We start from the raw sequence: 23,149 nt of genomic DNA on the forward strand, positions 1-23,149 counted from the left end.
GATGGTTCGATCGCCACTACGACGTGTTTAGAGGCACAATAATAAACAAATTTATACAATATTGTTCCAATATGTTGGCTATGACGAACGCGGACACGTTCCAGGTCGAGGAGTTCGCCGTGATCGGCCGGACGTTCGAGGAGTATCGCGACATGTTCGACCTCGATCCGGCCGATTTCGAGGGTCGGGCGATCCTCGACTGCCCGGCCGGCGTGGCCTCGTTCGTCGCGGAGGCGCGGAACCGCGGCGCGTCGGCGGTCGGCGTCGATCCGGCGTACGAGCGCGCTCCGGACGCCCTGGCTCGCGAATGTCGGTCCGATTTCCGCGCGACCGCCGACCAGATCCGTGAGAAACCGGCGCTGTTCGACTGGGAGTACTACGGCACCATCGAGAATCGGATCGGGTACCTGAAGGTGGCGCACGAGCGGTTTCTCCGCGATTTCTCCACGAACGGCGATAGGTACGTTCCCGCGACGCTCCCGGAGCTGCCCTTCGCGGACGACGCGTTCTCGCTGACGCTCTCGGCAAACTTCCTGTTTCTCTACGGCGACCGCCTCGACTACGAGTTTCACCTCGACGCCCTGCGCGAACTGTGCCGGGTGACGAGCGAGGAGATCCGCATCTTTCCGCTCGCGGGGCTCGACACCGAACCGTACGACCGACTGGACGACGCGCTCGACGCGCTCCGGAGCGAGGGACGTCGCGTCGAGATTCGGAACGTTCCCTACGAGTTTCAGGACGGCGTCTCCGAGATGCTCGTCGTCACGCCGTGACGTCAATTGCCAGATCGTGACGCCGTGGCGTCAGTCCTCCTCGTCGACGCCGCGGGATCCCACCGATCGGACGCGGACGCCTCTTCCGGACCAGCCTACGGCGACGACGTGCGCCCCGAGGCCCGCGCAGAACGTCCCGAGGTTCCTGACCGTGTTTCCGTAGTGGAGCGTCTCGACTCTGAGCGGCGCGTGACTGATCGGCCACAGCGGACTCACGGGCTGAGTCGCGGGCAACAGCATCAGCACGTCTCCCACCACGTGGCCGAAGACGCCCAGGGAGAGTGCGAACGCGTAGTACACGGCCGTCGGCGGCACCGATAAGTTCGAGACGGAGTTGTTCGTCGAAGTCAGTGTCGACGCGCAGGCGAGCGACGTGAGGCCGACGAGACCGACGGCGACGGCGAACCCGAGCGTGTGCGTGACGCCGTGGTGGGCGACGCCGGGGACGAACAGGTCGAGGTCGGGAATCGTCGAAGCCAGTAGTGCGAGGACGGTGAACCGCGTCGCGATGCGCGGGCGTAAGACGGCGACGAACGGCGCGGACAGTACCAGCGCGACGCCGAGGTGCCCGATCGGATACATTCGATCCGTGTGAGTCAACGACACCCACGGTAAAAACCGCTGTTCCGAAGAAGGTTGGCAGGAGGCGGCTACGTCACGGCGGGGACGAACGACTATGGCACGCGCGGCCGAAGTTCGGTACGCGATGACCGTCGGATCGGCAAGCGTTTCCTACGCCGCCGCCCACGCACTGACGATTCTCGGGACGACGATCGCCGTCTACGGAGCCCTCGGGATCGCGCTCAGCCCGGTGATCGGCCCGATCCCGGGCGTCGCGTTCTCGCGGGTGGTTGGCGCCGTCGTTTTCGTCCTCGGAGCGTCGCTCGCCGTCTGGGGACTCACCAGGGATTCCGACTAGACGATGGATGCTGCTGTCGAGCCACAGAAACCTCTTTTCGAGTTAGCTTCAGTAGGATGGTGCGTGGGTGCAGTCCCAAGGGAGTGCACCGTATGCATCGTCGGCGGCTGAGCCGCCCTTGCGATGCGTGGGACCGGATTTGAACCGGCGGACCCCTACGGGACAGCGCCCTCAACGCTGCGCCGTTGGCCTAGCTTGGCTACCCACGCTCGCGGTGTCTTGCTGCACTCACTCCTAATCAACGGGTGGATAAAAGGGCTTTCGTTTATCCGTTCGAACGGGACGCATTACCACGCAAGGGCGACGGGGTCCGGAGGAGACGCGAGCGCCGGGTTTAGGTCCGAGCGAGCGGTGCGAACGTCCGCTGCAGGGAATCGCCCAAACACATCGGCAGTCGCTTGATTGGCGCGTCGCCCGAATCACGCGTATGGTTGAGACCCTATCGGACGAGACTGCCGAGGAGATCGTCAGAACCTGTCGCGCGGCGATCGGCGACGAGGTGCGCAACGTGACGTTCATCACCGAAGACGACTACGACGTCCACTACGTCCGCGACGACGTCGACGCCGACACCGAGTCGACGGGGTTCATCGAGGCCGAACAGCGGGGCTTCGCCTCCCAGCGCACGTACGGCTGGTCGGACATGGGCGAGTACGTGTTCACGATCCGCGCGTTCGAGGACGGCTACATCGGCCGGGTGATCGCAGGGGACCAGGGCGTCTACGTCGCCGCCGACGCGCTGACCGTCGACTCCTTTACCGACGCCGCAGAGAGCATCCGAGATCTGCTCGTCGACGCCGAGTGACGCCGCCGTCCCCATTGGGCATCCCGGCCGCTCACTCGTCGTCCGACCCCGTCGCGTCGTCTGCGCCGAGCGCGCCGAACGGGACGAGCGTCGCGTACACCACGACGGCGCCGAACAGCACGACGTAGTAGAGCCAGTTGTCGAAGTTCCGCGCGTCGAACAGCCACCACAGTCCCCCGACGAGCCCCAGCACCACGAGCAGGTCCACCGCGATTGCCCGTCGGCGTCGGACGGCGGCGTCGACGGCGTCCGGGAGGCCGACCATGGGGGCATCTACGACGCCGCGGTGTAAAAACAGGAGGCGACGGGTAGGCGGAAAGTCGCGGATGGACGGCGCGCGAAAGGCGGGTAGCGAGCGACAGGCGAGCGGAAATCGGGACCGAGAGTCGGCGACCCACGGCAGCCGGTAGCAAGAGCCGAAATCGCTGGGCTTTAAGCGTGGCGGAACGGCTCGTATAACTGCATGAAACTCCACGAATACCAGGCGAAGCAGGTCTTCGCCGACGCCGGAATTCCGACGCCAGCGTCCCAGTTGGCCGAGAGCGTCGACGAAGTCGTTGCTGCCGCCGAGGAGATCGGCTACCCTGTCGCCATCAAGGCGCAGGTGCAGGTCGGGGGACGCGGCAAGGCCGGCGGAATCGAGCTCGTCGAGAGCGAGGGCGAGGCCCGCGACGCCGCCGAGTCGATCCTCGGGATGGACCTCAAGGGGATCCACGTCGACCGCGTGCTCGTCGAGGAAGCGGTCGACTTCGTCAACGAGCTGTACGTCGGCGTAACGATGGACCGCGGCGAGGGCGAGCCCGTCGCGATGGTCTCGACGAAGGGCGGCGTCGACATCGAGGAGGTCGCCGAGGAGGATCCCGACGCGATCGTCCGCGAGCACGTCGACCCCGCGTTCGGCATGCAGCCCTACGAGGCTCGACGCGCCGTCTTCGAGGCCGGCGTCGACCGCGAGGTCGCCATCGACGCCGCCTCGATCCTGCAGACGCTCTATCAGCTCTGGGACGACCGCGACGCCAGCGAGGCCGAGATCAACCCGCTGATGGTCACCAGCGACGGTGAGGTCGTCGCGGCCGACGCCGTGATGAACATCGACGAGGACGCGCTGTTCCGCCAGCCCGAACTCGCCGAGATGGAAGAGGACTCCGCGGGCGGCGACGAGCTCGAACAGAAGGCCGATGAGTACGGCTTCGACTACGTCCGCCTCTCGGGCAACGTCGGCATCATCGGCAACGGCGCCGGCCTCGTGATGACGACGCTGGACCTCGTGGACCACTACGGCGGCGAGCCCGCCAACTTCCTCGACGTCGGGGGCGGCGCGAAGGCAGAACGGATCGCCAACGCGCTCGATATGGTGTTCTCCGACGACAACGTCGACTCGGTCGTGTTCAACATCTTCGGCGGGATCACCCGCGGCGACGAGGTCGCCAAGGGGATCAACGAGGCCTTAGAGCAGTTCGACGAGATCCCCAAGCCCGTGACGGTGCGCCTCGCGGGCACCAACTGGGAGGAGGGCATGGAGATCCTCAACGAGGACCTCGTGACGGTCGAACAGACGCTGGAAGACGCGGTACAGCGTGCCGTCGAGTACGCTGACGAGGTGGAAGCATGAGTGTTCTCGTAGACGACGACACCAGAGTCATCGTGCAGGGTATCACCGGCGGGGAAGGCAAGTTCCACGCCGAACAGATGATCGAGTACGGCACCAACGTCGTCGGCGGCGCGGTGCCCGGCCGCGGCGGCCAGGAAGTCGCCGGCGTCCCGGTGTTCGACACCGTCGACGAGGCCGCGCGTCAGACCGACGCCGACGCCTCCGTGATCTTCGTCCCGCCGGCGTTCGCGGGCGACGCCATCATGGAGTCGCTGGACTCGCCGCTCGATCTCGCGGTCGCGATCACCGAGGGCGTCCCGACCCAGGACATGGCCCGGGTCAACAAGCGCCTCTCGGAGGTCGACACCAAGCTCATCGGTCCGAACTGCCCCGGGATCATCACACCCGGCGAGGCCAAACTCGGCATCCTGCCCGGCAACATCTTCTCGTCGGGTAACGTCGGTCTGGTCTCGCGATCGGGCACGCTGACCTACCAGGTCGTCGACAACCTCACCGACCGCGGGCTGGGCCAGTCGACCGCGATCGGCATCGGCGGCGACCCGATCATCGGGACGACGTTCGTCGACGCCTTAGAGGAGTTCGAGAACGATCCGGACACCCACGCGATCGCGATGTGCGGCGAGATCGGCGGCGAGGACGAGGAGAAGGCCGCCCGCTACATCGCCGAGAACATGGACACGCCGGTCGTCGGCTTCATCGCCGGCCGCACGGCGCCGCCGGGCAAGCGCATGGGCCACGCGGGCGCCATCGTCTCCGGCAGCGGGACCGGCACCGCCGAATCGAAGATCAGCGCGCTCAACGACGCCGGCGTTGAGGTCGGCGACACGCCCGAGGAAGTCGCGGAAGCCGTCGAGGACCTGCTGTAAGGCGACGACCGCGCAGTTTTCGCCCCTCGGACAGCGGGGGGACACCCACCCGTCATTTCCGCTGTTCTCGGTCAACGTTCCGTTGGTCTCCGTCAACGATCCGGGCGATTCTCACAGCGTCGACTGGTAGGAGTTCTCGTCGACCTCGACGGCGTCGGTTTCCGCGAATGCCTCGACGACGCGGTCGACTTTGACGTCGAGTTCGTACTGCTTGTACTTCCCGCCGGCGCGTCCGGCGTTTTTCTTGTCGACCGTCGCCAGCCCGATCAGGTCGATCTCGGACATGTGGTCCCGCAGCGCGCGGGCAGAGAGCGGATCGGTCGCGTGCTGGTTGCAGATCGAGCCGTAGAACTCGTAGAGATCCTTCGTACGGATCGGGGTCTCGTCCCGGCGCTCGGCGATCGCCAGCGCGTGGAGGGCGTACTGGCCGTGTGGCGACAGCCCCTGGATCATCTCCGAGACGCGCCCGCGCTCGACGACGCCTTTCGCCTCCTCGACGTGCTCTTCGGTGATCTCGTCGGCGTCCTCGCGGCGGGCGATGTCGCCGGCCTCGCGCAGGATGTCGATAGCCTGTCGGGCGCTTCCCTTGTCCTGTGCGGCGTACGCGGCCGACAGCGCCACCGGCGCCGTGTCGTACGCGTCGGCGTGGAGGCCCTTTTCGGCGCGCTGGAACAGGATCTCCCGCAGTTCCTCGGACTCGTAAGCGGGAAAGAGGATCTCCTTCTCGCACAGCGAATCTTTGACCTTCGCGGAGAGGTCGTCCCGAAACGAGAAGTCGTTGCTGATCCCGACGACGCCGAGAGTCGCGTTCTCGATCTCGGGACGGGAGAGCTTGTAGAGGATCGTGTCGTCGTCGCCGACGTTGTCGACCTCGTCGAGCACCGTCAGGACGACGCCGCCGATCTCGTCCAGTTCCTCGAACAGCCAGTTGTAGATGTCGCTGGGGGCGTGTCCGCGCGTGGCAACCTGATTGTGATCGTCGCGCAGCTCGTTCAGGAGTTCGACGGCGACTTGATACGACGACGTCAGCGCCTCGCAGTTGAGATAGACGATCGAGAGGTCGATCTCGTCGCCGTCGCGATCCTCGTTGTGGCTCCGGACGTCCCGTCGAAGCCAGTCGAGCATGTACCTCGTGGTGGCGGTCTTTCCTGTCCCCGTCTTGCCGTAAATGAAGATGTTGTTGGGCCGCCAGCCGTTGAGGACGGGTTCGAGCGCCGAGGCGTACTCGTTGATCTGCTCGTCCCGTTCGATGAGTTCCTCGGGCTGGAACCCTTCGACGTCGAAGACGTCGCGGTCAGTGAATATGTTCTGAGTCGTGTTGAAAGGCGACTTCCGCGACACGTGCGATCGGAAGGGCGAATCTATTATAAAACCTCCGTTCCGCTGTTTCCGATGTTCCGTCAAGTATATATTGTTGGCTACCCGTCGTTTCCGCTGTTCCCCGGGCCGCGACGAGCGGGTTCCGCGGGGACCTCTCGGCGACATCCGAATCCAGAATGCTCCGTGCCCTCGGTGACAGCCGAACCAAAACGCTCTGTACTCTCGGCGACAGCCGAACCAAAACGCTCCGTGACCTCGGCGACAGCCGAACGCTCCGCACTCTCGGCGATCTCTCAACTGCTGTAGAACAGCGGAAACGACGGGTGCGTCTCCCAGCACTCGGGCCCTTCGGCCGCTGCAGAACAGCGGAAACGACGGGTGGGCGTCCCGGACTCACGGGCGTTGCAGCGCGCCTCGAAAAGCGTTGCAGCGCGCCTCGAATCTAGTCCTCCGGCGGCGCGTTGCCGTCGTCGGACGTCGAATCGCGAGATTCCGAGAGCGGCCGAGCCGGTACGCCCGCAACCGTCTCGCCGGGCGGGACGTCCTCGACGACCAGCGAGTTGGCCGCGACCTGCGCTCCGGCGCCGATCTCGACGCCGGGAAGCACGATCGCGCCGGCGCCGATCATCGCGCGCTCGCCGACGACGACGTCGCCCAGCCGGTACTCGTCCTGCAGGAACTCGTGGCACAGGAGCGTGGCGTCGTAGCCGATGATCGCGTGATCCTCGACGGTGATCCGATCGGGCCAGAACACGTCCGGCGTCGATTCGAGCCCCCACGAGACGCCCTCGCCGACCGTGACGCCGATGCGACGCAGCAACCAGCTCTTGAGCCGCAGGCTCGGGGAGATCCGGCAGATCACGATCACTACGTAGTTGAGCATCACCCGCAGCGGGTGGCGAGCCTCGGGCCAGTGGCGCAGCGAGTTCAGCGGGCCGGCCGTCCCGTGGCGGGCGAGCCGTTCGTGGCGCGGGTCGTCGCTCACTATCAATCAGTTCGGGCACTCGATATTTAAACTGGTCGGCGTCCGGCGGCGAGGTGAATTCGGCGTTCCCGGGGCGCTACGAGCAGTCCTGTTCGGCGAACGGCAGCCGCCAGTCTCGCCGCTCCGGGAGGGTGCGGTCGCCGACGGTCCACGACGCCGGCTCGCGGAGCGACAGCGGCCGCGCGACGACCGCGGTCAGCGAGCCGAACAGCGACAGCGGTGGGTGGTCGTCCCGGAAGAACCCGTGGGCGTCGAGCACCGGCGACGGAAGCGTATCCTCGGCGGTGGCCACGACGTCGGCGTCGGCGTGATCGCTCACCGCAGCTGCGACGAGCGCGTCGAACGCGTCCGACCGTTCGTTCTGCCCGACCAGCGGGAACGCGTCGAGCAGTTTGAGACACGTCATATCTCCGCTCCGCTCTACGGCCGTGACGATCGCCGCGTCGAGGTCGCCGTCGCGCCCGGCGGTGTACGTGCGAACCGACCAGTTCGGGTTCGCGTAGCGCCAGTCGAGAAACGCCTCGGTACGAGGCGTGTGGATGCGACCCGGGACCGCCGATTCGTACAGCGACGCCAACCGATCCGCCGGGACGCCGTCGCGACGCCGAACGTCGATTGCCGACGCGGCGTCGCCGTCGCCGGTCGCCGCGACGACCTCCCGGAGGCGGTTGAACGCGCTCGCGCCGGCGTCGGCGGCCGAGCCCACGACGGAATCGGCGGCGGGCCCCGCGACGCCGTCGACGCGGTCGCCGAACGCCTCGAAGAACGCCGAGGGGTTGTGGATGCGGTACGCCGTGGCGACGGTTCCGACCTCGACCCAGCCGAGCTTGAGGTAGGCGCTCTTCGCTTCCTCGTTGGGGAAGTTGAACACGAACGACGGCTCTCGATCCTCGAAGTAGTCGAGCGCCTGCTCGGTCATCCGGGTGAGGAGCCCGTTCCGACGGTGGTCCGGGTGGACCATCGCGTCGGCCGGCTGGATCGCCAGCTCAGCCCCGTCACCGGCTCGCATCGAAAACGAAATGAACGGCTCGGCGCCCACGAGTTCGCCGTTTCGCTCGGCGACGAACATCCGCGGTCGGTCGGCGTACGGGCCGCCGTACCGCCACGAGAACCACTCCTCGCTTCGGGAGGCGTCGAACACGTCGTCGTACAGTTCGAGGAACTGTGCCCGGTCGCCCGGCCGATACGGGCGAACCACGTACCCGTCGCTCGTCGTCGCGTCGCCCTGGACCGACCCCGGTTCCGTGCGCCCGGCGCGCCCCTGCATCGCCTGCTCGGACGAGGCGGTCGGCTTCGACCCGCTGTCCGACGTTGTCGGTTTGCTCATCTACACCATCATTCCGCGGAGATGATGTTTAGTTATGCTACAAGTAACTAGAAAGTAAAACTAAATTAACGCAACTAAATGGCGAGTATACGGCACCTACTCGCGGAGTTGCTCGATGTGGTCGATCCGCTGTTGAACCAGATCGGGTTTGCCGATGTCGTGGCGGACGCGTAGCCCGTCGGTGCCGGCGCGTTCGAGCGCGTCCTCGGCGATCTCCTCGGCTTCGGTGATCGAATCGGCGACGCCCACGACGGCGTAGGATCGGGAGGTCGTGGTGTAGATACCGTCCTCGCGGGCGTCCACGCTGGCGTAGTAGAGGATCGCGTCGCCGGCGTTCTCGTCGCTGATCGTGACCTTCGCTCCGGCGTCGGGATCGGTTGGATAGCCGTCGGGGACGGCGTACTTGCAGACGGTCGCGTGCTCGGCGAAGTCGAGTTCGGGCAGCGCCTCGCCCTCGCGGGCCGCGACCAGCACGTCGAGGAAGTCCGTCTCCAGCACCGGCAGCGTGTTCATCGCCTCGGGGTCGCCGAAGCGCGCGTTGAACTCGACGACCTTGATGCCGTCCGCGGTGAGCATGAACTGGCCGTAGAGGACGCCCTTGTAGCCATCGAGCGCGTCGACGACCTCGCGCATGATCGCCAGCGCCTCGGCGGAGTCGCCCTCGTGCATGAACGGCAACTGGAACGAGGCGTCGCTGTAACTGCCCATCCCGCCGGTGTTGGGCCCTTCGTCACCCTCGTAGGCGCGCTTGTGGTCCTGCACGGCCGGCGTGATCCGCAGGGAACCGTTGGCGACGAAGCCCTGAACCGTGAACTCCTCGCCGACTAGCCGCTCCTCGAGGACGATCCGATCGTACTCGGACTCGCGGATGTACTCTTTCCCTTCCTCGGCGGTGACCTGATCGCCGATGACTTTCACGCCCTTCCCGCCGGTGAGGCCGGCGGGTTTGATCACGAGGTCGCCGTCGTACTCGTCGATATACTCGCAGGCGGCCTCGCCGTCCTCGAAGACCTCGAAGTCCGGACAGCCCGAGACGTCGTTCTCGGCCATGAATTCGCGCTGGAACGACTTGTCCGTCTCGATCCGGGCTTCGGCTTCCTGCGGGCCGAAGGCGTAGACGCCGGCGTCGTCGAGCGCGTCGGCCACGCCCGCGGCCAGCGGCGCCTCGGGACCGACCACGGCGAGCGTCGCGTCGACCGATTCGGCGTACTCGACGACCGCTTCGGGATCGGTCGTGTCGAGCGTCTCGACGCCCGCGGCGATCTCGGCGATGCCGGGGTTCCGGTTGCCGGCGCAAGCGTACAGGGCTGCGTCGGACTCGGACAGTGCGCGCGCGATCGCGTGCTCCCGGCCGCCGCCGCCGACCAGCAGTACGGTCTCTGTCATACCCGGAACGGGTACGCACGGTAGTGTAAAGGTTGCTGTTTCACCGGTTCGGAGTGTACAAGATCGTGCTGGTGATCGGACGACCCGGATCCGACTTCCGAGGCAGATTAGTTTACAACAGGTGTTAGTAACTAGCCGAAAGTATGAACTACCACCCCGCAACTATACCGAACGATGGATGTACCCGCTCACCTCGACGGCGCCCTCTTCGAGGCGGTGCAGCGCGGCGGCACGTTCGATGACTCGAAGACCTTCGTCGACAGCGTTCCTCTGACGGACCCGGAGGAGATCCGCCGTCGGTTCGAGGTGCGACGCGACGACTCCGGGTTCGATCTAGAGTCCTTCGTCGAGGACCACTTCAGGCAGCCCCAGACCGCAGCGTCGGGGGTTCCGACGGATGCCGACACCGTCGAGGAACACGTCCGTCGACTCTGGCCGCTGCTCGTCGTAGAGCCGGCCTCGATCGCCGCCAAGCGCGGATCTCTGATCCGGGTCCCGGAACCGTACGTCACGCCCGGCGGGCGATTTCGCGAACTGTACTACTGGGACAGCTATTTCACCGCGGAGGGGCTCGCGGCCTGCGGGAACCTCGAAAGAGTCGAAGACCTCGTCGAGAACTTCGCGTGGCTGATCGAGGAGTACGGGCACGTCCCCAACGCGAACCGCGAGTACTACCGAACGCGCTCCCAGCCGCCGATGTTCGCCTCGCTACTGGGGGTGCTCGAACGCGAGTGCGGGTTCGACGCCGTCGAACCGCACCTCCGGGTGCTCGAACGCGAGTACGAGTTCTGGATGGACGGCCGGGAATCTCTGAGCGCTCCCTCGTCGTCGACTCGGCGAGTCGTTACCCTGGCCGACGGGACGCTCAACCGCTACTGGGACGACGCCGCGACGCCGCGCCCCGAGTCCTACCGGGAAGACGTGGCGCTCGCCGAGCGGGCGACCGACCGCGACGACGCGGACCTCTTTAGAGACGTACGAGCCGCCTGCGAATCTGGCTGGGACTTCAGCGGGCGGTGGTGTCGCGGCGACGACTTGACGACGATTCGCACTACGGATCTGGTCCCCGTCGATCTCAACGCGACGTTGTACGGCGTCGAGTCGTCGCTCGCGCGGTGGTTCGACGCCGCGGGCGACGACGACAGGGCCGGCCGCTACGCGGCGGCGGCCACTTCCAGGGCCGACGCCGTCAACGAGCACTGCTGGGACGCGGACGCGGGTTTCTACTTCGACTACGACGTGTCCGCGGACCGGCGATCCGAAACGTGGACGCTCGCGGCCATCTCGCCACTTTTCTTCGGCCTCGCAGACGACGAGCAGGCCGACGCGGTCGCGGACGCGCTCGAGTCGAAGTTCCTCCGCGAGGGCGGGTTGGTCACGACGCTCTCCGAGACTGGCCAACAGTGGGACGCGCCGAACGGTTGGGCGCCCCTCCACTGGCTCGCCGTGATCGGACTGGAGCGGTACGGGCACGACGACCTCGCACGAGAGATCGCGACGCGCTGGGTTCGGCTGGTCGAGGACGTGTTCGATCGGACCGGAAAGTTAGTCGAGAAGTACAACGTCTGCGACACGACGCTTCGCGCCGGCGGCGGGGAGTACCCCCTGCAGGACGGGTTCGGCTGGACCAACGGCGTCACCGTGGCGCTGAAAGAGCGGTTCGACCTCGAACATCCGCCGACAGCCTGAGCGGGCAAAGGCCGATGCCGCGGGGCGGATCACGCCTCCGCGAGGAGTTTCCGGAGCGTGACGGCGAGTTCTTTGAACGCGTCGATCTGGAGGCCGTCCGTGGTAGTGAGCACTCCCCGGTCACCCTCGATCACGCGGCTGAGGAAACCGTACTCGAAGATGCGCATCGTGAACTGGTACTCGCCGACGTCGGGTTCGACGTTCGGTTCGGGGGTCAGCTTCCGGTAGGTCTCGGCGTCGCCGAACCCGATCCGCTCGTTCTCGACGAACAACTCCTTGACGCGCCGGACGGCCTCCTCTTCCCCGTCGTAGAGGTCGTCCCGAACGTACAGCACGTCGAAGCTGTCAGGCGTGAAGTAGATCACCGTCCGCAGGGAGTCGCCGACTGCGGTCCGGCAGGCACTTGCGATGGTCTCGTCGAATTCGGTGGTCGTTGTGGTCGATACCATGGTGAGTATACGCTCGCAGAGGGCATCAACTGTTGCCTGCGAGCCGCTCGATCCGTGACAGGTCCGAAGCGATCGAGCCGCGCGGCGCGATCGCGGAACTCGTTTCGCGCGCGCCGACCGACACCTACTTTGAGGCCCGACCGGCACCTAGTCGCTAATGCAGGAGTACCTGGATCTCGTCGACTCCGTCCTCACGGAGGGCGCGTACAAGCCCAACCGGACGGGGGTCGACACCGTCTCGGCGTTCAGCCGTCACTACGAGGTCGACCTTCGGGAGGGCTTTCCCCTCCTGACGACCAAGCAGATGGACGGCTACCGGTGGAACTCGCTGATTCACGAGTTCCTCTGGTATCTCTCCGGCGAGGAACACATCCGATCGCTCCGCGAGGAGACCGGCATCTGGGACGCGTGGGCCGACGACGAGGGGCGCCTCGACACCGCCTACGGACGATTCTGGCGCCGCTTCCCCTACCCCGAGGAGGGTCTGGACGGCGAGACGTGGCCCGACGAGGACCACCGCTGGGTCAACGAGGACGAGCGGACGTTCGACCAGATCCAGTACGCGCTCGACCAGTTGCGGGAGAACCCCCGCTCGCGCCGGATCGTCGTCAACGCGTGGCACCCTGCGAACGCGGCCGTCTCGACGCTGCCGCCGTGTCACTACTCGTTCGTGTTCAACGTGCAGGGAGACCGCCTGAACGTCCACCTCACGCAGCGCTCGGGCGACGTCGCGCTCGGGGTTCCGTTCAACATCGCGGCGTACTCGCTGCTGGCGACCGCGATCGCCCAGCGCACCGGCTTCGAGGTCGGCAAGTTCGCCCACACCGTCGTCGACTCCCACATCTACTGCGGGAAGGGCGACCGGGGCGCGTGGTACGAGGAGAACCTCTCGGCGCTCAAGGAGCGCCTCGCCGCCGTCGAGTCCGACGAGGAGTACCGCGACGTGAAGTCATGGCTCGAAGCGACGGCGCCCGAGGGCGAGGGGTACGACCACGTTCCGGGCCTGCTCGAACAGCTCGCCCGCGAGCCGCTCGATCGCCCCGAGATCCACGTCGCCGACAAGCCGCTGGACGAGTTGGCGTACGAGGACGTCGAACTGCGGGACTACGACTCACACCCCGGCATCTCGTTCAAGGTGGCCGAGTAGATGGAGCTGGTCGTCATCGCGGCGGTCGCGGAGAACGGCGTCATCGGCGTCGAGGGGGAGATGGCCTGGCACATCCCCGAGGATCTGGCGCACTTCAAGCGCGCGACGACGGGCCACCCGGTGATCATGGGCCGCGTGACCTACGAGAGCATCGCCGAGGATCTCGGCGGGCCGCTGCCCGACCGGACGAACGTCGTGCTCAGTCGGAGCGGCGTCGACGCGCCCGAGGACGTGATCGTCGTCGACGACACCGATGCCGCGCTCGCCGCGGCGGAGAACGCGCTCGACCGGCGGAACGACGCCGCCGACGAGGATGCCGATGAGAGTCCCGACGAGCGCGCCTTCGTGATCGGCGGCGCGACGGTGTACGAGCAGTTCCTGCCCGACGCCGACCGACTGATGCTGACCGAGGTCCACGAACGGTACGACGGTGACACGTACTTCCCGGACTGGGACCGCGGGCTGTGGGTCGAACTCGAACGCGACGAGCGCGACGGGTTCGCGTTCGTCGAGTACGCGCGCGACGCCGACGCCGAGTCGGCGTTCGTCGACTGAGCGGTGGGTCGCTTCGCATCGGCGTCGTGACGCCGCGGCGGAGGCGCCGCTGTGCGGGACCCGGCGCCGCGGCGAAAGCGGCGTCTCGCTGACGCCGTCGCGTCCGATGAGGACGGCCTTTTACCGTCAAACGCCGTACGTGGAGCCATGAGCGACGCCCCCACCGATCGCAATCGGCTCGACGAGGAGGAGAGCCCGTACCTCCGGCAGCACGCCGACAACCCGGTCAACTGGCAGCCCTGGGACGAGCAGGCGCTCGAAGCCGCCCGCGAGCGCGACGTCCCGATCTTCCTGTCGGTCGGCTACTCGGCGTGTCACTGGTGTCACGTCATGGAGGAGGAGAGCTTCGAGGACGAAGCCGTCGCCGAGCAGCTCAACGAGAACTTCGTCCCGATCAAGGTCGACCGCGAGGAGCGCCCCGATCTGGACTCGGTGTACCAGACGGTTTGCCAGCTGGTCAGCGGCCGCGGCGGCTGGCCGCTCTCGGCGTGGCTGACGCCCGAGGGGAAGCCGTTCTACGTCGGGACCTACTTCCCCAAGGAGCCCAAGCGCGGCGCGCCCGGCTTCACCAACCTGCTCGACAACATCGCGAACTCCTGGGGCGAGGACCGCGAGGAGATGGAGAACCGCGCCGAGCAGTGGACCCAGGCCGCGAAGGGCCAACTCGAGGAGACGCCAGACCAGCCCGGCGAACGCCCCGACGAGAGCGCCCTGACCGACGCGGCCAGCACCGCGGTCAGGGCGGCCGACCGCGACCACGGCGGGTTCGGCTCGGACGGCCCGAAGTTCCCCCATCCCTCGCGAATCCACCTTCTCCTGCGAGCGTACGACCGGACCGGCGAGGACGCGTACCGCGAGGTCGCCCGCGAGACGCTCGACGCGATGGCCGATCGGGGGATGTACGACCACGTCGGCGGCGGCTTCCACCGGTACGCGACCGACCGCGAGTGGATCGTGCCGCACTTCGAGAAGATGCTGTACGACAACGCCGAACTCCCGCGAGCGTACCTCGCGGGGTATCAGGCCACGGGCGAGGAGCGCTACGCCCGCGTCGCCGAGGACACGTTCGAGTTCGTCGAGCGCGAACTGACCCACCCCGACGGCGTCGGCGGGCGTGATCGGGGCGGGTTCTACAGCACGCTCGACGCCCAGAGCGAGGGCGAGGAAGGGAAGTTCTACGTCTGGACGCCCGCAGAGGTGCGCGACGCCGTCGACGACGAACTCGCCGACCTCGCGATCGATCGCTTCGGCGTCACCGACTCGGGCAACTTCGAGGGCGGCCGGACGGTGCTGACTCTCTCGGAGAGCGTCGAGACGCTGGCCGACGAGCACGACCTCGACGAGGGCGAGGTCCGCGACCGGCTGGAACGCGCCCGCGAACAGCTCTACGACGCCCGGGAAGAGCGCGTCCGGCCGCGCCGCGACGAGAAGGTGCTCGCCGGCTGGAACGGTCTTCTCATTTCGGCGCTCGCGGAGGGCGGGTTCGTGCTCGACGATCGCTGGTCGTCGCTGGCCGACGACGCGCTGGCGTTCGTCCGCGGAAAACTGTGGGACGCCGAATCCCAGCGGCTATCGCGCCGGTTCAAGGACGGCGACGTCAAGATCGACGGCTACCTGGAGGACTACGCCTTCCTCGCACGGGGCGCGTTCGACCTGTTCCAGACCTCCGGCGACGTCGATCACCTCGCGTTCGCCCTGAAGCTTGCGCGCGCGATCGAGCGGGAGTTCTGGGACGCCGACGAGGGGACGATCTACTACACGCCCGCGAGCGGCGAGTCGCTCGTGACCCGCCCGCAGGAGCTGCGCGACCAGTCGACGCCGTCGAGTCTCGGCGTCGCCGTCGACGTGTTGCTCTCGCTCGATCAGTTCGTCGGCCACGACCGGTTCGGCGAGATCGCCGAGACGGTCGTCGAAACCCACGGCCAGCGCGCGACCTCCAGTCCGATGGAGTACACGTCGCTCCTGCTCTGTGCCGACCGGCTCGACACTGGTTCGCTCGAACTGACCGCCGCCGGCGAACGATTCCCCGAAGAGTGGCGCGAGCGACTCGCCGAGACGTACCTCCCCGATCGACTGATTGCGCCCCGGCCCGCGACAGACGACGAACTGGAGGAGTGGCTCGAACGGCTCGATCTCGACGAAGCGCCGCCGATCTGGGCCGAGCGCGAGCACGTCGACGACCGGCCGACGCTGTACGCCTGTCGCTCCTTTACCTGCTCGCCGCCGGTCCACGACATCGCGGACGCGCTGGAGTGGGCCGAGGATCTCGCACCGGACGCCTGAGCGCCGGGAGTCCGGTCAGCGGCGACGGCCCATCACTCGACGGAGTCGACGCCGTCGGTTAGTCCGTCCGTCTCCGGCATCCCGCCGGTTCCGTCCGTGCTCTCGCTCGACCGGGGGGCGGCGTCCGGCGACACCGACTCGTCGTCCGCGGCGTCGTCGTCCGGAACTGGCTCGATCACTTTCTCGTACCCTTCGACGTACGTCTTGACGGTGGCGGTGAGGACGCCCAGTACGACCGGGCCGACGAACAGCCCGACGAACCCGAGCACGTAGACGCCGCCGAACACGCCCAGCAGGATCAGCCCGGGATTGAGATTCGCGCGGCGATCGATCACGATCGGCCGGACGAAGTTGTCGACCGAGCTGACCACCAGCAGGCCGTAGGCCGCCAGCAGCAGGCCGTTCGCGGTGTCGCCGATCGCGACGAGATAGGCGGACGCCGCGCCCCAGACGGCGAAGGCGCCGATCAGCGGCAGGAGGCCGAGGATGATCATCACGAACGTCCAGAAGACCACTTTCGGGATGCCCGCCAGCCACAGCCCGAGACCGCCGATGAGCCCCTGAATCACCGCGACGACGAGGTGCCCGATCACGACGCCCCAGGTCGTCTGCTCGATCTGCCCGTACAGCTCGTCGGAGATTTCCCGCGAGAGCGGCGAGTGTTCCTTGGTCCACTCGACGAGCGCGGGACCGTCGCGGAGCGTGTAGTAGACGAGGAAAAAGAGCAGTCCGAAGCCCATCCCGGTGTGCATCGCGGTGGCGAACACGTCTCCCACGCTTCCGCTCAGCAGGTCAAGCGCATCCTGCCCCGCCGTCTGGAGCAGCGGTTCGACCTTCACCTCGATGCCGAACTCCTCCGCGAGCGTGGCCTCGACGGCGGCGATCTGGAGATCGATGTTGCCCCTCGCCAGCGCCCGCATGTCGCGGTACAGCCGCAGCGCGACGAACAGCAGCGGGACGACCACGGCGACGACCGACGACAGGATCAACAGCACCGCTGAGAGCCGGCCGCCGACGCGGTCCGACAGCCGCCCGTGCAGCGGCATCAACAGATACGCGAGCACGACCGCACCGAGCACGTACTCGATAAAGGGGAGGACGACCGCCAGCGAGACGACCGCCGCCACCGCGATACAGCCGAGCAGGAACGCCTGCTGACGTTTCATGGCGCCCGCTTGTCCCGGCGGTAGCATAAAGGCCCGCCTCGCGCGGGCGCGACCCGCCGACCGCCCAACTACACCAAAGTTTAATATTTATCGCGGTACGACTGTTTTCACATGGCAGACAAAGCCGAACTCCGAGAGCAGATGATCGACGCCTTCGAGGGCGCTGACTACCCGATCTCCAGTCCGATGGACCTGGTCCCCGCGCTGCCGAACGGTCCGGGCACCAAGTTCGAGTCGGGCGACTTCTCGATGACCGCCATGGAGCTGAACACCAAGCTCTCCGGCGGGGACTTCCCCTACGACTCGGCCGACGGGTTCGTCGACGACGTCCTCGAAGAACTCGAGGAGAACGGTCACATCTGATCCGAACGGGCCGTTCGTCCCACGAGTAACGCGCCGCGGTCGCAGAACCGTCGAACTCCCGCTAGATTATTTATAGGTCCGATCCGGAGAGACGTGCATGCCGGAGATAGAAATCACGGACGACCAACGCGAGTATCTCGAGGATCTGCGCGGGGAGCTAGAGGAAGACGTCGTCTACGGACACGTGCGCCTAACAGACGCGCTCCAGTTCCTGATCGACAGCAGAGAGGGAGCGGCGGCCGATCTCGACGCCGCCGATTCGGGCGCACCGGCTACCCAAGAAATCGGTGACAGCGTCGACGAGGGCTCGGCCGACGACGGATCTGCGGACGATCCCGGGGACGCAACCGAGGGCACCGACACCGCCGACGAATCGGACGAAGAGAACGCGGAGGACGCCGACCCCGAAACCGGTGACGAAGCCGGCGCGCCAGTCGACGAGGAGTCCGATGCAGAATCCGACGCCGAAGACACCGACGAGGACGCCGAAGACGCCGAGGATGCCGAAGACGAGGATGCGGACGCCGACGATACCGAAGACGAAGACGCCGAACCGGCCGCGGCGCCGACGCCGGGCGGCGGCGGCGATCGCCTGAACACGATGATGCAACTGCTCGACACCCACGAGGAGAAGTGGCGCGAGGGGTCGGGCGACGCGCGCTACGAGGTCGATCTCCCGGACGGCTCGACCGAGACGGCCAACACGAAAGACGACGTGCGCGCGCTGCTGTTCAAGAACTACTGAGCCGTCAGTCGAAAAAACGGCAGGACGCCGCCGCGTCTCTTTTACACCGGCAGCCAGCCGAGTCGCGTGAACGCTAAGTACGCCGCGACGGCGGACACGCCGAACACCGCAACAAAGACCAGCTTGCTCCACGCGATCACCGTTTTCCCGTCGAGCGGGCCGAACGGGATCATGTTGAACGCGGCGAGAAAGACGTTGATGAACACGCCGAACGCGCCGACGCTCGCGAGGAACTCGATCGGCGCGAACGCGAGAGGAAGGAAGATCGCCGCCAGTAGCAGGTTCGTCACCGGCCCGGCGACGGCGATCAGCCCGTTCTCGCGGGGCGTGATCCGGCCGCGGTGGTAGACGGCGCCCGGCGCGGCGAAGATGAACCCGATGAACGCGCCCATCAGCGCCAGGAATAGCATGCTGTAGTCGGCCCGGAACTCGGCGAGCTGGCCGAACCGGACCGCGACGACCTTGTGGGCGAGCTCGTGGAGCATGAAGCCGACGCCGACCGTCACGATACAGAGGACGACAACGTCGACGAACCCGGCGGCGCCGATCGCCGACGGCCCGGTCAGGAAGACGGCGAACGCGGCCGAGAGCACGGTCCACGCGACTGCGAGATCCCGCAGTTCGCGGTTGCTAAAGGACAGCGACTGGCCGCCGCGTCGTCCGGATCTGCGTGCGCCCGCCATCTCAGGTCACCAGCTCCGCGATCAGTTCGGCGCTGTTGCGCGCGCCTGCGACCAGTTCGGACATGACGCCGCTGACGCCGCCGATCTCCGGCGCCATCGCCGGGATGACGACGGTCAGGAACAGGAAGCTGGCGACGATGCTGCCGATGTTCGTCATCGCGACGATCATGATCAGCCGGAACAGCGGCACGTCGAACATTCGCCCGATCAGGTCGGGGATCGGACTCTCGGTGTCGTCGAGGATCTGATTGAGCTGCTGGATGTCGCCGACGTTCACGGGGCGATGTCGCAGTTCGACGTAGCCCGCGAACCAGCCCGGCGCGAGCAGCGGGTTGATGCTGGTGAGCCAGGCGACCGCGCCGCCGACGCCCGCGCTCGACCAGCGCGCGCCGGCGAGCCGGGCCATCCCGAACGCGAAGACGCCGTTGATCAGGAACCACGCGCCGAACAGCTTCAGCAGGAACGTGTCCTGAACGCCGGCCATCAACAGGAGGACGAAAAAGGCCGCGAAGCCCAGCGTGAACAGGTAGCCGACGATCTTGCCGATCGAGAAGCGGCGTCCGGACGCCGTTTCCGATATCGACTCGATTTCGGGCAGCTCCTCGGGATGGTCGAGGTAGCGCTCGATGCCGGCGCGGTGGCCGGCGCCGACGACCGCGACGACGGTGTGACCCTGCTCCCGTAGCGCGTGGAGCTTGTGGGCGATGAATGCGTCGCGCTCGTCGATCAGCGCCTCGGCGCCCCGCGGGCTGAAGCGACGGAACTCCTCCATCATCGCGGTGACGACGTCGCCGTCGGTCAGATCCTCGATGTCGAAGTCGTCGTCGAGATCCATATCGTCGGCGTCCTCGACGCCGGTCGAAAGTACGAAGCCGGCGACGGCGCCGACCGCGAGCCCGACGAGGCCGCCCAGCGCTGCGCCCGAAAGCAGCCGAATCACCGTCTCGCCGACGGTCAGGAACGTTCCCGACCCGAGGATGCCCGCGGGAAGCGGGTCCGCAACCGCGAGTGCGAGCCCCGCGACGGCGCCGCCGACGGCGCCGACGAGCAGGCGAAAGGTGAACGCGTCGAACGTGTCCGCGAGCGACCCCGGCGGGCGGATCGAGGGCAACGCGAACAGGCCGACGCCGAGGCCGACCGCCGCGCCGCCGACGAGGCCACCGAGGATCTGGAGGGCCGCGGCGCTCGTCACGCCGAGCGCGAACAGGCCGCCCAGCCCCAGCGCCGGCGCGAGGAACTGACCGAACACGGCGCCCAGTATCATCCCGATGCCGGCACCGCCGACGATCCCGAGCGTCAGCGGGTCGGTGATGCCGACAGCGAGCCCGCCGACGAGCTTGAACTTCTCGCCGAGCGAGAGTCTGGTCCAGAACCGCTGCATCGTCACCTGAATGTCCCGGTCGACCAGCGCGACGCCGAGTCCGAACTCCTCGGCCGTCTCGATGGCGGCCTTCATGTCGGCGCCGGGTTCGATATCGAAGCGATCGCCCATCTGCGTCTGGACGTAGGAGAGCATCCAGTAGGCGAGAAACTGGAACACGGTGTTGCCGCCCAGCAGGTCCTTGGCCTCGATGTCCTCGGGCGCCTCGCCTTTCATCTGGCGGTAGCGCCCCTCGTCGAGTTCCACGGCGACGACGTCGGGCCGGCGCTCGCGGATCTCCGATTCGACCCGCTCGGCGCTCTCGGCCGACACGTGGGCGGTGCCGACCACGCTCACGCTGCCGGGCGCGTCGGCGTCCGGCGACGCGGGATCCGACTCCGCAGGCTCTGTCATCTACTGCGTCGTACACTCGGCGGGGTTTTACGCTTGTCGAACGCCGAAACGCCAACTCGCCTGCGGCGTCGTGTGACGAGCCTCGACCCCGACGCCGCTGCAGTGTTTCGGCACCGTCGCCGTCCCTAATCCGGCGCGTCGTCGCCCCGATCCGGTGCAGTCTTTCGTGCCCGCAGGGAACGAGCGTACATGACGACGAGGCTGACGGAGACGTACATCGAGAACCGGTCGATGGTCCAGCCCAACCACGCCAACATGCTCGATACGGCCCACGGCGGGAACGTGATGAAGTGGATGGACGAGGTCGGCGCGATGTCGGCGATGCGCTTCGCGGGCGAGACCTGCGTCACCGCGCGGATGAGTCAGGTCGACTTCGAGCGCCCGATCCAGGTCGGCGACACCGCACTGATCGAGGCGTACGTCTACGCCGCCGGGACGTCGAGCGTCCGGGTGCGAGTCAAGACGTACCGCGAGAACCCGACGACCGGCGAGACGGAGCCGACCGCGGATTCGTACATCGTCTACGTCGCGGTCGACGAGGACCGGAACACCGTCGAGGTTCCGGACCTGCGCGTCGAAACCGACCGCGCAGAGCGGCTCCGCGAAGAGGCGCTCGCGGGCGAGAACGGCGGCGACTGAGCGGCGTTGCGGCCGGCGCCGGCGTCAGGGCATCACGGACTCTATCTCCTCCGACGCGCCCGCGCTCTCGGCGGCGCTGCCGCGGCGTCGGTACCACCAGAGAAAGCCCTGCGCGAGGATGCTGGCCACGGTCGATCGGTACGCGAGCGCTCCGAGCGCGACCAGCAGCGCGCCGGCCTTGCTGTCGCCCCGCCTGAACTCCCGCGCGGCCTGTGCGAGCGCCGAGATGACGGTGACCGAGCGGCTCGTCTTCGATCCGAAGAGTCGTTTGAGGACCATACCGGAACTCCCACGCGCCGAGTGAAAAGCGTCGGGCCAAATCGGCGCCGCCGATCGCTCCTCACCTGCTGACGACGACGCCGTCCTCGCCGACCGCGACAGCGCGGCCGCCACGGCTGTCGACGCCCTCGAACGCGTCGTTCTCGAACGTGCGGCGCTCCCAATCGGCGTCCGGTACCGATCGCTCGAAGACGGCGTCCTCGCCGCAGGTCACGGCGTACTCCCCGTCCCGGGCGATCCCGGTCAACTCGTCGTCGAAGAGCCGATCCGGCGTCCACGTGCGGCCGTCGTAGCGGTGGACGACGCCGTCGTCGGCCGCGACCAAGCAGTCGTCTCGCTCGCTCGCCGCCAGATCCGTCAGCGTCCCGCCCGCGCCGTCCACGCCGACGCGCTCGAACGACCTGCCGGCGTCGGTCGTCTCGAAGACGCCGTCGTTCGTGTCACAGCAGTAGGCCAGCGCGGCGTCGACCAGTTCGACGCCGCTCAGGCTCGACCCGCTCCCCGGCGTCACCGGCGACGCCCACGACGGGCCGTCGTCACCGAACTCGCCGCGGAGCACTTCTCCGGAGCCGTTGATCAGTAGGATCGTCTCCTCGCCCGCGGACCCACCGACGGCGACGCCCGACCAGTTGTCCGTGATGCCTGCGGGGGCCGTGTAGTCGACGTGTTGCCAGCCGTCGGCGACGATCCGCCCGAGCGCGCCGCTGTCCCCCGCGATCCAGACCGCGGCGCCGTCGTCGGTAGCGGCGGCGCCGACGAGGTCCTCGCCCTGCGCCGCGGGGCCGTCCGCCAGCACGACGGTCCACTCATCCTCCCGCTCGGCGAGGACGACGCCGCCGTCGCCGACGGCACAGGCGCCGCCGTCGGTGATCGCGACAGCCTCGAGGTCGGCGTCGGTGGGGCCGTTCGTCCGCGTCCACTGGCGCTGCGGTTCGGCATCGTCGGTCGTCGGATCGGCGTCCTCACTCGTTTCCCTGGCATCTTCGTCCGCCGGCTCGGCGTCACCTCCGCCCGGTTCGGCCGGCCCTGATTCCGCCCGGTGCCGATCGACCCGGTTCGCGGGATCGCTCTCGTCGGCGGTCGAGCCGGCGTCGCGACGGCCTTCGACCACGTCTGCCGCCGCAGCCCCGTGGGCGAGGTACAGCGCCGCGGGCGGGAGGAGATAGGACGCCAGCGCGAGCGCGACGAACCATCGGTTGACGAACGTCAACAGTCCGAACGCGGTCAACCCCGCGGTCGCGACCGCGTGGACCCACGTCTGCGTGTAGCTTCTGAAGAACGCGACGAAGCCATCGTCGGACGACCGCTCGGCATCCATACTACCGTATCGTGGCGGGACGGTGATAATCACTGTCCACAGGGGATGCTGACCGTTGGCGCGCCG

At 67.4% G+C, this 23,149-nt stretch carries 24 protein-coding genes and 1 tRNA gene; 12 read left to right on the forward strand and 13 right to left on the reverse strand.

The genetic code is table 11. The annotated features are described in order from the left end of the window. Window positions 1-80 precede the first annotated feature (80 nt). Window positions 81-773 carry a hypothetical protein gene (locus NO931_RS03280; protein ID WP_256391193.1) on the forward strand — a complete coding sequence of 231 codons (693 nt, stop codon included), beginning with the start codon at window positions 81-83 and terminating at the stop codon, window positions 771-773. Window positions 774-803: 30 nt separating this feature from the next. Here NO931_RS03280 and NO931_RS03285 read toward each other — a convergent pair whose 3' ends face one another. Further along, window positions 804-1,355 (reverse strand): metal-dependent hydrolase, encoded by a 552-nt coding sequence (locus NO931_RS03285; RefSeq protein ID WP_256391194.1) that lies wholly within the window; start codon window positions 1,353-1,355, stop codon window positions 804-806. Window positions 1,356-1,449: 94 nt separating this feature from the next. Between NO931_RS03285 and NO931_RS03290 the strand changes: the two genes are divergently transcribed. Further along, entirely contained in the window at window positions 1,450-1,692 is a 243-nt protein-coding gene (locus tag NO931_RS03290; RefSeq protein WP_256391195.1) for a hypothetical protein, read from the forward strand. A gap of 124 nt (window positions 1,693-1,816) precedes the next feature. Here NO931_RS03290 and NO931_RS03295 read toward each other — a convergent pair. Then, a tRNA-Leu gene (locus tag NO931_RS03295) sits at window positions 1,817-1,901 on the reverse strand. Window positions 1,902-2,119: 218 nt separating this feature from the next. On the opposite strand from NO931_RS03295, the gene NO931_RS03300 reads away from it, so the two are divergent. Next, window positions 2,120-2,497, forward strand: coding sequence for a DUF7522 family protein (locus tag NO931_RS03300; RefSeq protein ID WP_256391196.1), 378 nt, complete (start codon window positions 2,120-2,122; stop codon window positions 2,495-2,497). A gap of 31 nt (window positions 2,498-2,528) precedes the next feature. On the opposite strand, the gene NO931_RS03305 is transcribed toward NO931_RS03300, so the two are convergent. Next, complete coding sequence (locus NO931_RS03305) at window positions 2,529-2,762, reverse strand: DUF8119 family protein (RefSeq protein WP_256391197.1); 234 nt, start codon at window positions 2,760-2,762, stop codon at window positions 2,529-2,531. Window positions 2,763-2,960: 198 nt separating this feature from the next. Between NO931_RS03305 and sucC the strand changes: the two genes are divergently transcribed. Both sucC and sucD read left to right on the forward strand, forming a co-directional pair. Then, window positions 2,961-4,109 carry an ADP-forming succinate--CoA ligase subunit beta gene (sucC, locus tag NO931_RS03310; protein WP_256391198.1) on the forward strand — a complete coding sequence of 383 codons (1,149 nt, stop codon included), beginning with the start codon at window positions 2,961-2,963 and terminating at the stop codon, window positions 4,107-4,109. After that, on the forward strand, window positions 4,106-4,975 hold the full coding sequence (gene sucD / locus NO931_RS03315) for a succinate--CoA ligase subunit alpha (protein WP_256391199.1): 870 nt from the start codon (window positions 4,106-4,108) through the stop codon (window positions 4,973-4,975). Before sucC ends, sucD begins: the two co-directional genes overlap by 4 nt. Window positions 4,976-5,086: 111 nt before the next feature. On the opposite strand, the gene NO931_RS03320 is transcribed toward sucD, so the two are convergent. The 4 genes from NO931_RS03320 to purD all read right to left on the reverse strand — a co-directional run bounded on the left by NO931_RS03320 (window position 5,087) and on the right by purD (window position 9,993). Next, complete coding sequence (locus tag NO931_RS03320) at window positions 5,087-6,316, reverse strand: orc1/cdc6 family replication initiation protein (RefSeq protein ID WP_256391200.1); 1,230 nt, start codon at window positions 6,314-6,316, stop codon at window positions 5,087-5,089. 421 nt (window positions 6,317-6,737) lie between these two features. Further along, window positions 6,738-7,286: an acyltransferase gene (locus NO931_RS03325; RefSeq protein WP_375142021.1), complete on the reverse strand. Its 549-nt coding sequence runs from the start codon at window positions 7,284-7,286 to the stop codon at window positions 6,738-6,740. 70 nt (window positions 7,287-7,356) lie between these two features. Beyond that, on the reverse strand, window positions 7,357-8,607 hold the full coding sequence (locus NO931_RS03330) for a GNAT family N-acetyltransferase (RefSeq protein ID WP_256391202.1): 1,251 nt from the start codon (window positions 8,605-8,607) through the stop codon (window positions 7,357-7,359). 96 nt (window positions 8,608-8,703) lie between these two features. Further along, on the reverse strand, window positions 8,704-9,993 hold the full coding sequence (gene purD / locus NO931_RS03335; RefSeq protein ID WP_256391203.1) for a phosphoribosylamine--glycine ligase: 1,290 nt from the start codon (window positions 9,991-9,993) through the stop codon (window positions 8,704-8,706). Between the two features lie 174 nt (window positions 9,994-10,167). Here purD and treF point away from each other — a divergent pair, with 174 nt between their 5' ends. Further along, entirely contained in the window at window positions 10,168-11,682 is a 1,515-nt protein-coding gene (treF, locus tag NO931_RS03340) for an alpha,alpha-trehalase TreF (protein WP_256391204.1), read from the forward strand. 29 nt (window positions 11,683-11,711) lie between these two features. Here treF and NO931_RS03345 read toward each other — a convergent pair whose 3' ends face one another. Further along, window positions 11,712-12,131 (reverse strand): DUF7522 family protein, encoded by a 420-nt coding sequence (locus NO931_RS03345; RefSeq protein WP_256391205.1) that lies wholly within the window; start codon window positions 12,129-12,131, stop codon window positions 11,712-11,714. A 157-nt stretch (window positions 12,132-12,288) separates the two neighbouring features. Between NO931_RS03345 and thyA the strand changes: the two genes are divergently transcribed. The 3 genes from thyA to NO931_RS03360 all read left to right on the forward strand — a co-directional run bounded on the left by thyA (window position 12,289) and on the right by NO931_RS03360 (window position 16,116). Then, window positions 12,289-13,278, forward strand: a complete 990-nt coding sequence (gene thyA, locus NO931_RS03350) for a thymidylate synthase (protein WP_256391206.1) — start codon at window positions 12,289-12,291, stop codon at window positions 13,276-13,278. Further along, window positions 13,279-13,833 carry a dihydrofolate reductase gene (locus NO931_RS03355; RefSeq protein ID WP_256391207.1) on the forward strand — a complete coding sequence of 185 codons (555 nt, stop codon included), beginning with the start codon at window positions 13,279-13,281 and terminating at the stop codon, window positions 13,831-13,833. A gap of 147 nt (window positions 13,834-13,980) precedes the next feature. Then, on the forward strand, window positions 13,981-16,116 hold the full coding sequence (locus tag NO931_RS03360) for a thioredoxin domain-containing protein (protein ID WP_256391208.1): 2,136 nt from the start codon (window positions 13,981-13,983) through the stop codon (window positions 16,114-16,116). 32 nt (window positions 16,117-16,148) lie between these two features. Here NO931_RS03360 and NO931_RS03365 read toward each other — a convergent pair whose 3' ends face one another. Beyond that, window positions 16,149-17,282 (reverse strand): AI-2E family transporter, encoded by a 1,134-nt coding sequence (locus NO931_RS03365; protein WP_256391209.1) that lies wholly within the window; start codon window positions 17,280-17,282, stop codon window positions 16,149-16,151. Window positions 17,283-17,393: 111 nt separating this feature from the next. On the opposite strand from NO931_RS03365, the gene NO931_RS03370 reads away from it, so the two are divergent. Both NO931_RS03370 and NO931_RS03375 read left to right on the forward strand, forming a co-directional pair. Beyond that, the gene (locus NO931_RS03370) at window positions 17,394-17,645 is read left to right on the forward strand and encodes an MTH865 family protein (RefSeq protein WP_256391210.1); all 252 of its coding nucleotides are present in this window, start codon (window positions 17,394-17,396) and stop codon (window positions 17,643-17,645) included. A 97-nt stretch (window positions 17,646-17,742) separates the two neighbouring features. Beyond that, on the forward strand, window positions 17,743-18,390 hold the full coding sequence (locus tag NO931_RS03375; RefSeq protein WP_256391211.1) for a hypothetical protein: 648 nt from the start codon (window positions 17,743-17,745) through the stop codon (window positions 18,388-18,390). 41 nt (window positions 18,391-18,431) lie between these two features. On the opposite strand, the gene NO931_RS03380 is transcribed toward NO931_RS03375, so the two are convergent. Next, complete coding sequence (locus NO931_RS03380) at window positions 18,432-19,073, reverse strand: zinc metalloprotease (RefSeq protein ID WP_256391212.1); 642 nt, start codon at window positions 19,071-19,073, stop codon at window positions 18,432-18,434. Window position 19,074: 1 nt separating this feature from the next. Next, window positions 19,075-20,847, reverse strand: a complete 1,773-nt coding sequence (locus NO931_RS03385) for a TraB/GumN family protein (RefSeq protein ID WP_256391213.1) — start codon at window positions 20,845-20,847, stop codon at window positions 19,075-19,077. Between the two features lie 189 nt (window positions 20,848-21,036). Between NO931_RS03385 and NO931_RS03390 the strand changes: the two genes are divergently transcribed. Beyond that, the gene (locus NO931_RS03390; RefSeq protein ID WP_256391214.1) at window positions 21,037-21,486 is read left to right on the forward strand and encodes an acyl-CoA thioesterase; all 450 of its coding nucleotides are present in this window, start codon (window positions 21,037-21,039) and stop codon (window positions 21,484-21,486) included. Window positions 21,487-21,510: 24 nt separating this feature from the next. On the opposite strand, the gene NO931_RS03395 is transcribed toward NO931_RS03390, so the two are convergent. Both NO931_RS03395 and NO931_RS03400 read right to left on the reverse strand, forming a co-directional pair. Further along, entirely contained in the window at window positions 21,511-21,765 is a 255-nt protein-coding gene (locus NO931_RS03395; RefSeq protein WP_256391215.1) for a hypothetical protein, read from the reverse strand. Between the two features lie 61 nt (window positions 21,766-21,826). Beyond that, a complete protein-coding gene (locus NO931_RS03400; RefSeq protein WP_256391216.1) occupies window positions 21,827-23,083 on the reverse strand; it encodes a WD40/YVTN/BNR-like repeat-containing protein in 1,257 nt (418 codons plus the stop codon). Between the last annotated feature and the right edge of the window lie 66 nt (window positions 23,084-23,149).

It is taken from the genome of Natronoarchaeum rubrum (genome assembly GCF_024494695.1).

Bases quoted from the DNA above. Each gene is read 5' to 3' on its own strand.
- NO931_RS03280 (WP_256391193.1), top strand. From the start codon at position 81: ATGACGAACGCGGACACGTTCCAGGTCGAGGAGTTCGCCGTGATCGGC.
- NO931_RS03285 (WP_256391194.1), bottom strand. From the start codon at position 1,355: ATGTATCCGATCGGGCACCTCGGCGTCGCGCTGGTACTGTCCGCGCCG.
- NO931_RS03290 (WP_256391195.1), top strand. From the start codon at position 1,450: ATGGCACGCGCGGCCGAAGTTCGGTACGCGATGACCGTCGGATCGGCA.
- NO931_RS03300 (WP_256391196.1), top strand. From the start codon at position 2,120: ATGGTTGAGACCCTATCGGACGAGACTGCCGAGGAGATCGTCAGAACC.
- NO931_RS03305 (WP_256391197.1), bottom strand. From the start codon at position 2,762: ATGGTCGGCCTCCCGGACGCCGTCGACGCCGCCGTCCGACGCCGACGG.
- sucC (WP_256391198.1), top strand. From the start codon at position 2,961: ATGAAACTCCACGAATACCAGGCGAAGCAGGTCTTCGCCGACGCCGGA.
- sucD (WP_256391199.1), top strand. From the start codon at position 4,106: ATGAGTGTTCTCGTAGACGACGACACCAGAGTCATCGTGCAGGGTATC.
- NO931_RS03330 (WP_256391202.1), bottom strand. From the start codon at position 8,607: ATGAGCAAACCGACAACGTCGGACAGCGGGTCGAAGCCGACCGCCTCG.
- purD (WP_256391203.1), bottom strand. From the start codon at position 9,993: ATGACAGAGACCGTACTGCTGGTCGGCGGCGGCGGCCGGGAGCACGCG.
- treF (WP_256391204.1), top strand. From the start codon at position 10,168: ATGGATGTACCCGCTCACCTCGACGGCGCCCTCTTCGAGGCGGTGCAG.
- NO931_RS03345 (WP_256391205.1), bottom strand. From the start codon at position 12,131: ATGGTATCGACCACAACGACCACCGAATTCGACGAGACCATCGCAAGT.
- thyA (WP_256391206.1), top strand. From the start codon at position 12,289: ATGCAGGAGTACCTGGATCTCGTCGACTCCGTCCTCACGGAGGGCGCG.
- NO931_RS03355 (WP_256391207.1), top strand. From the start codon at position 13,279: ATGGAGCTGGTCGTCATCGCGGCGGTCGCGGAGAACGGCGTCATCGGC.
- NO931_RS03360 (WP_256391208.1), top strand. From the start codon at position 13,981: ATGAGCGACGCCCCCACCGATCGCAATCGGCTCGACGAGGAGGAGAGC.
- NO931_RS03365 (WP_256391209.1), bottom strand. From the start codon at position 17,282: ATGAAACGTCAGCAGGCGTTCCTGCTCGGCTGTATCGCGGTGGCGGCG.
- NO931_RS03370 (WP_256391210.1), top strand. From the start codon at position 17,394: ATGGCAGACAAAGCCGAACTCCGAGAGCAGATGATCGACGCCTTCGAG.
- NO931_RS03375 (WP_256391211.1), top strand. From the start codon at position 17,743: ATGCCGGAGATAGAAATCACGGACGACCAACGCGAGTATCTCGAGGAT.
- NO931_RS03380 (WP_256391212.1), bottom strand. From the start codon at position 19,073: ATGGCGGGCGCACGCAGATCCGGACGACGCGGCGGCCAGTCGCTGTCC.
- NO931_RS03385 (WP_256391213.1), bottom strand. From the start codon at position 20,847: ATGACAGAGCCTGCGGAGTCGGATCCCGCGTCGCCGGACGCCGACGCG.
- NO931_RS03390 (WP_256391214.1), top strand. From the start codon at position 21,037: ATGACGACGAGGCTGACGGAGACGTACATCGAGAACCGGTCGATGGTC.
- NO931_RS03395 (WP_256391215.1), bottom strand. From the start codon at position 21,765: ATGGTCCTCAAACGACTCTTCGGATCGAAGACGAGCCGCTCGGTCACC.
- NO931_RS03400 (WP_256391216.1), bottom strand. From the start codon at position 23,083: ATGGATGCCGAGCGGTCGTCCGACGATGGCTTCGTCGCGTTCTTCAGA.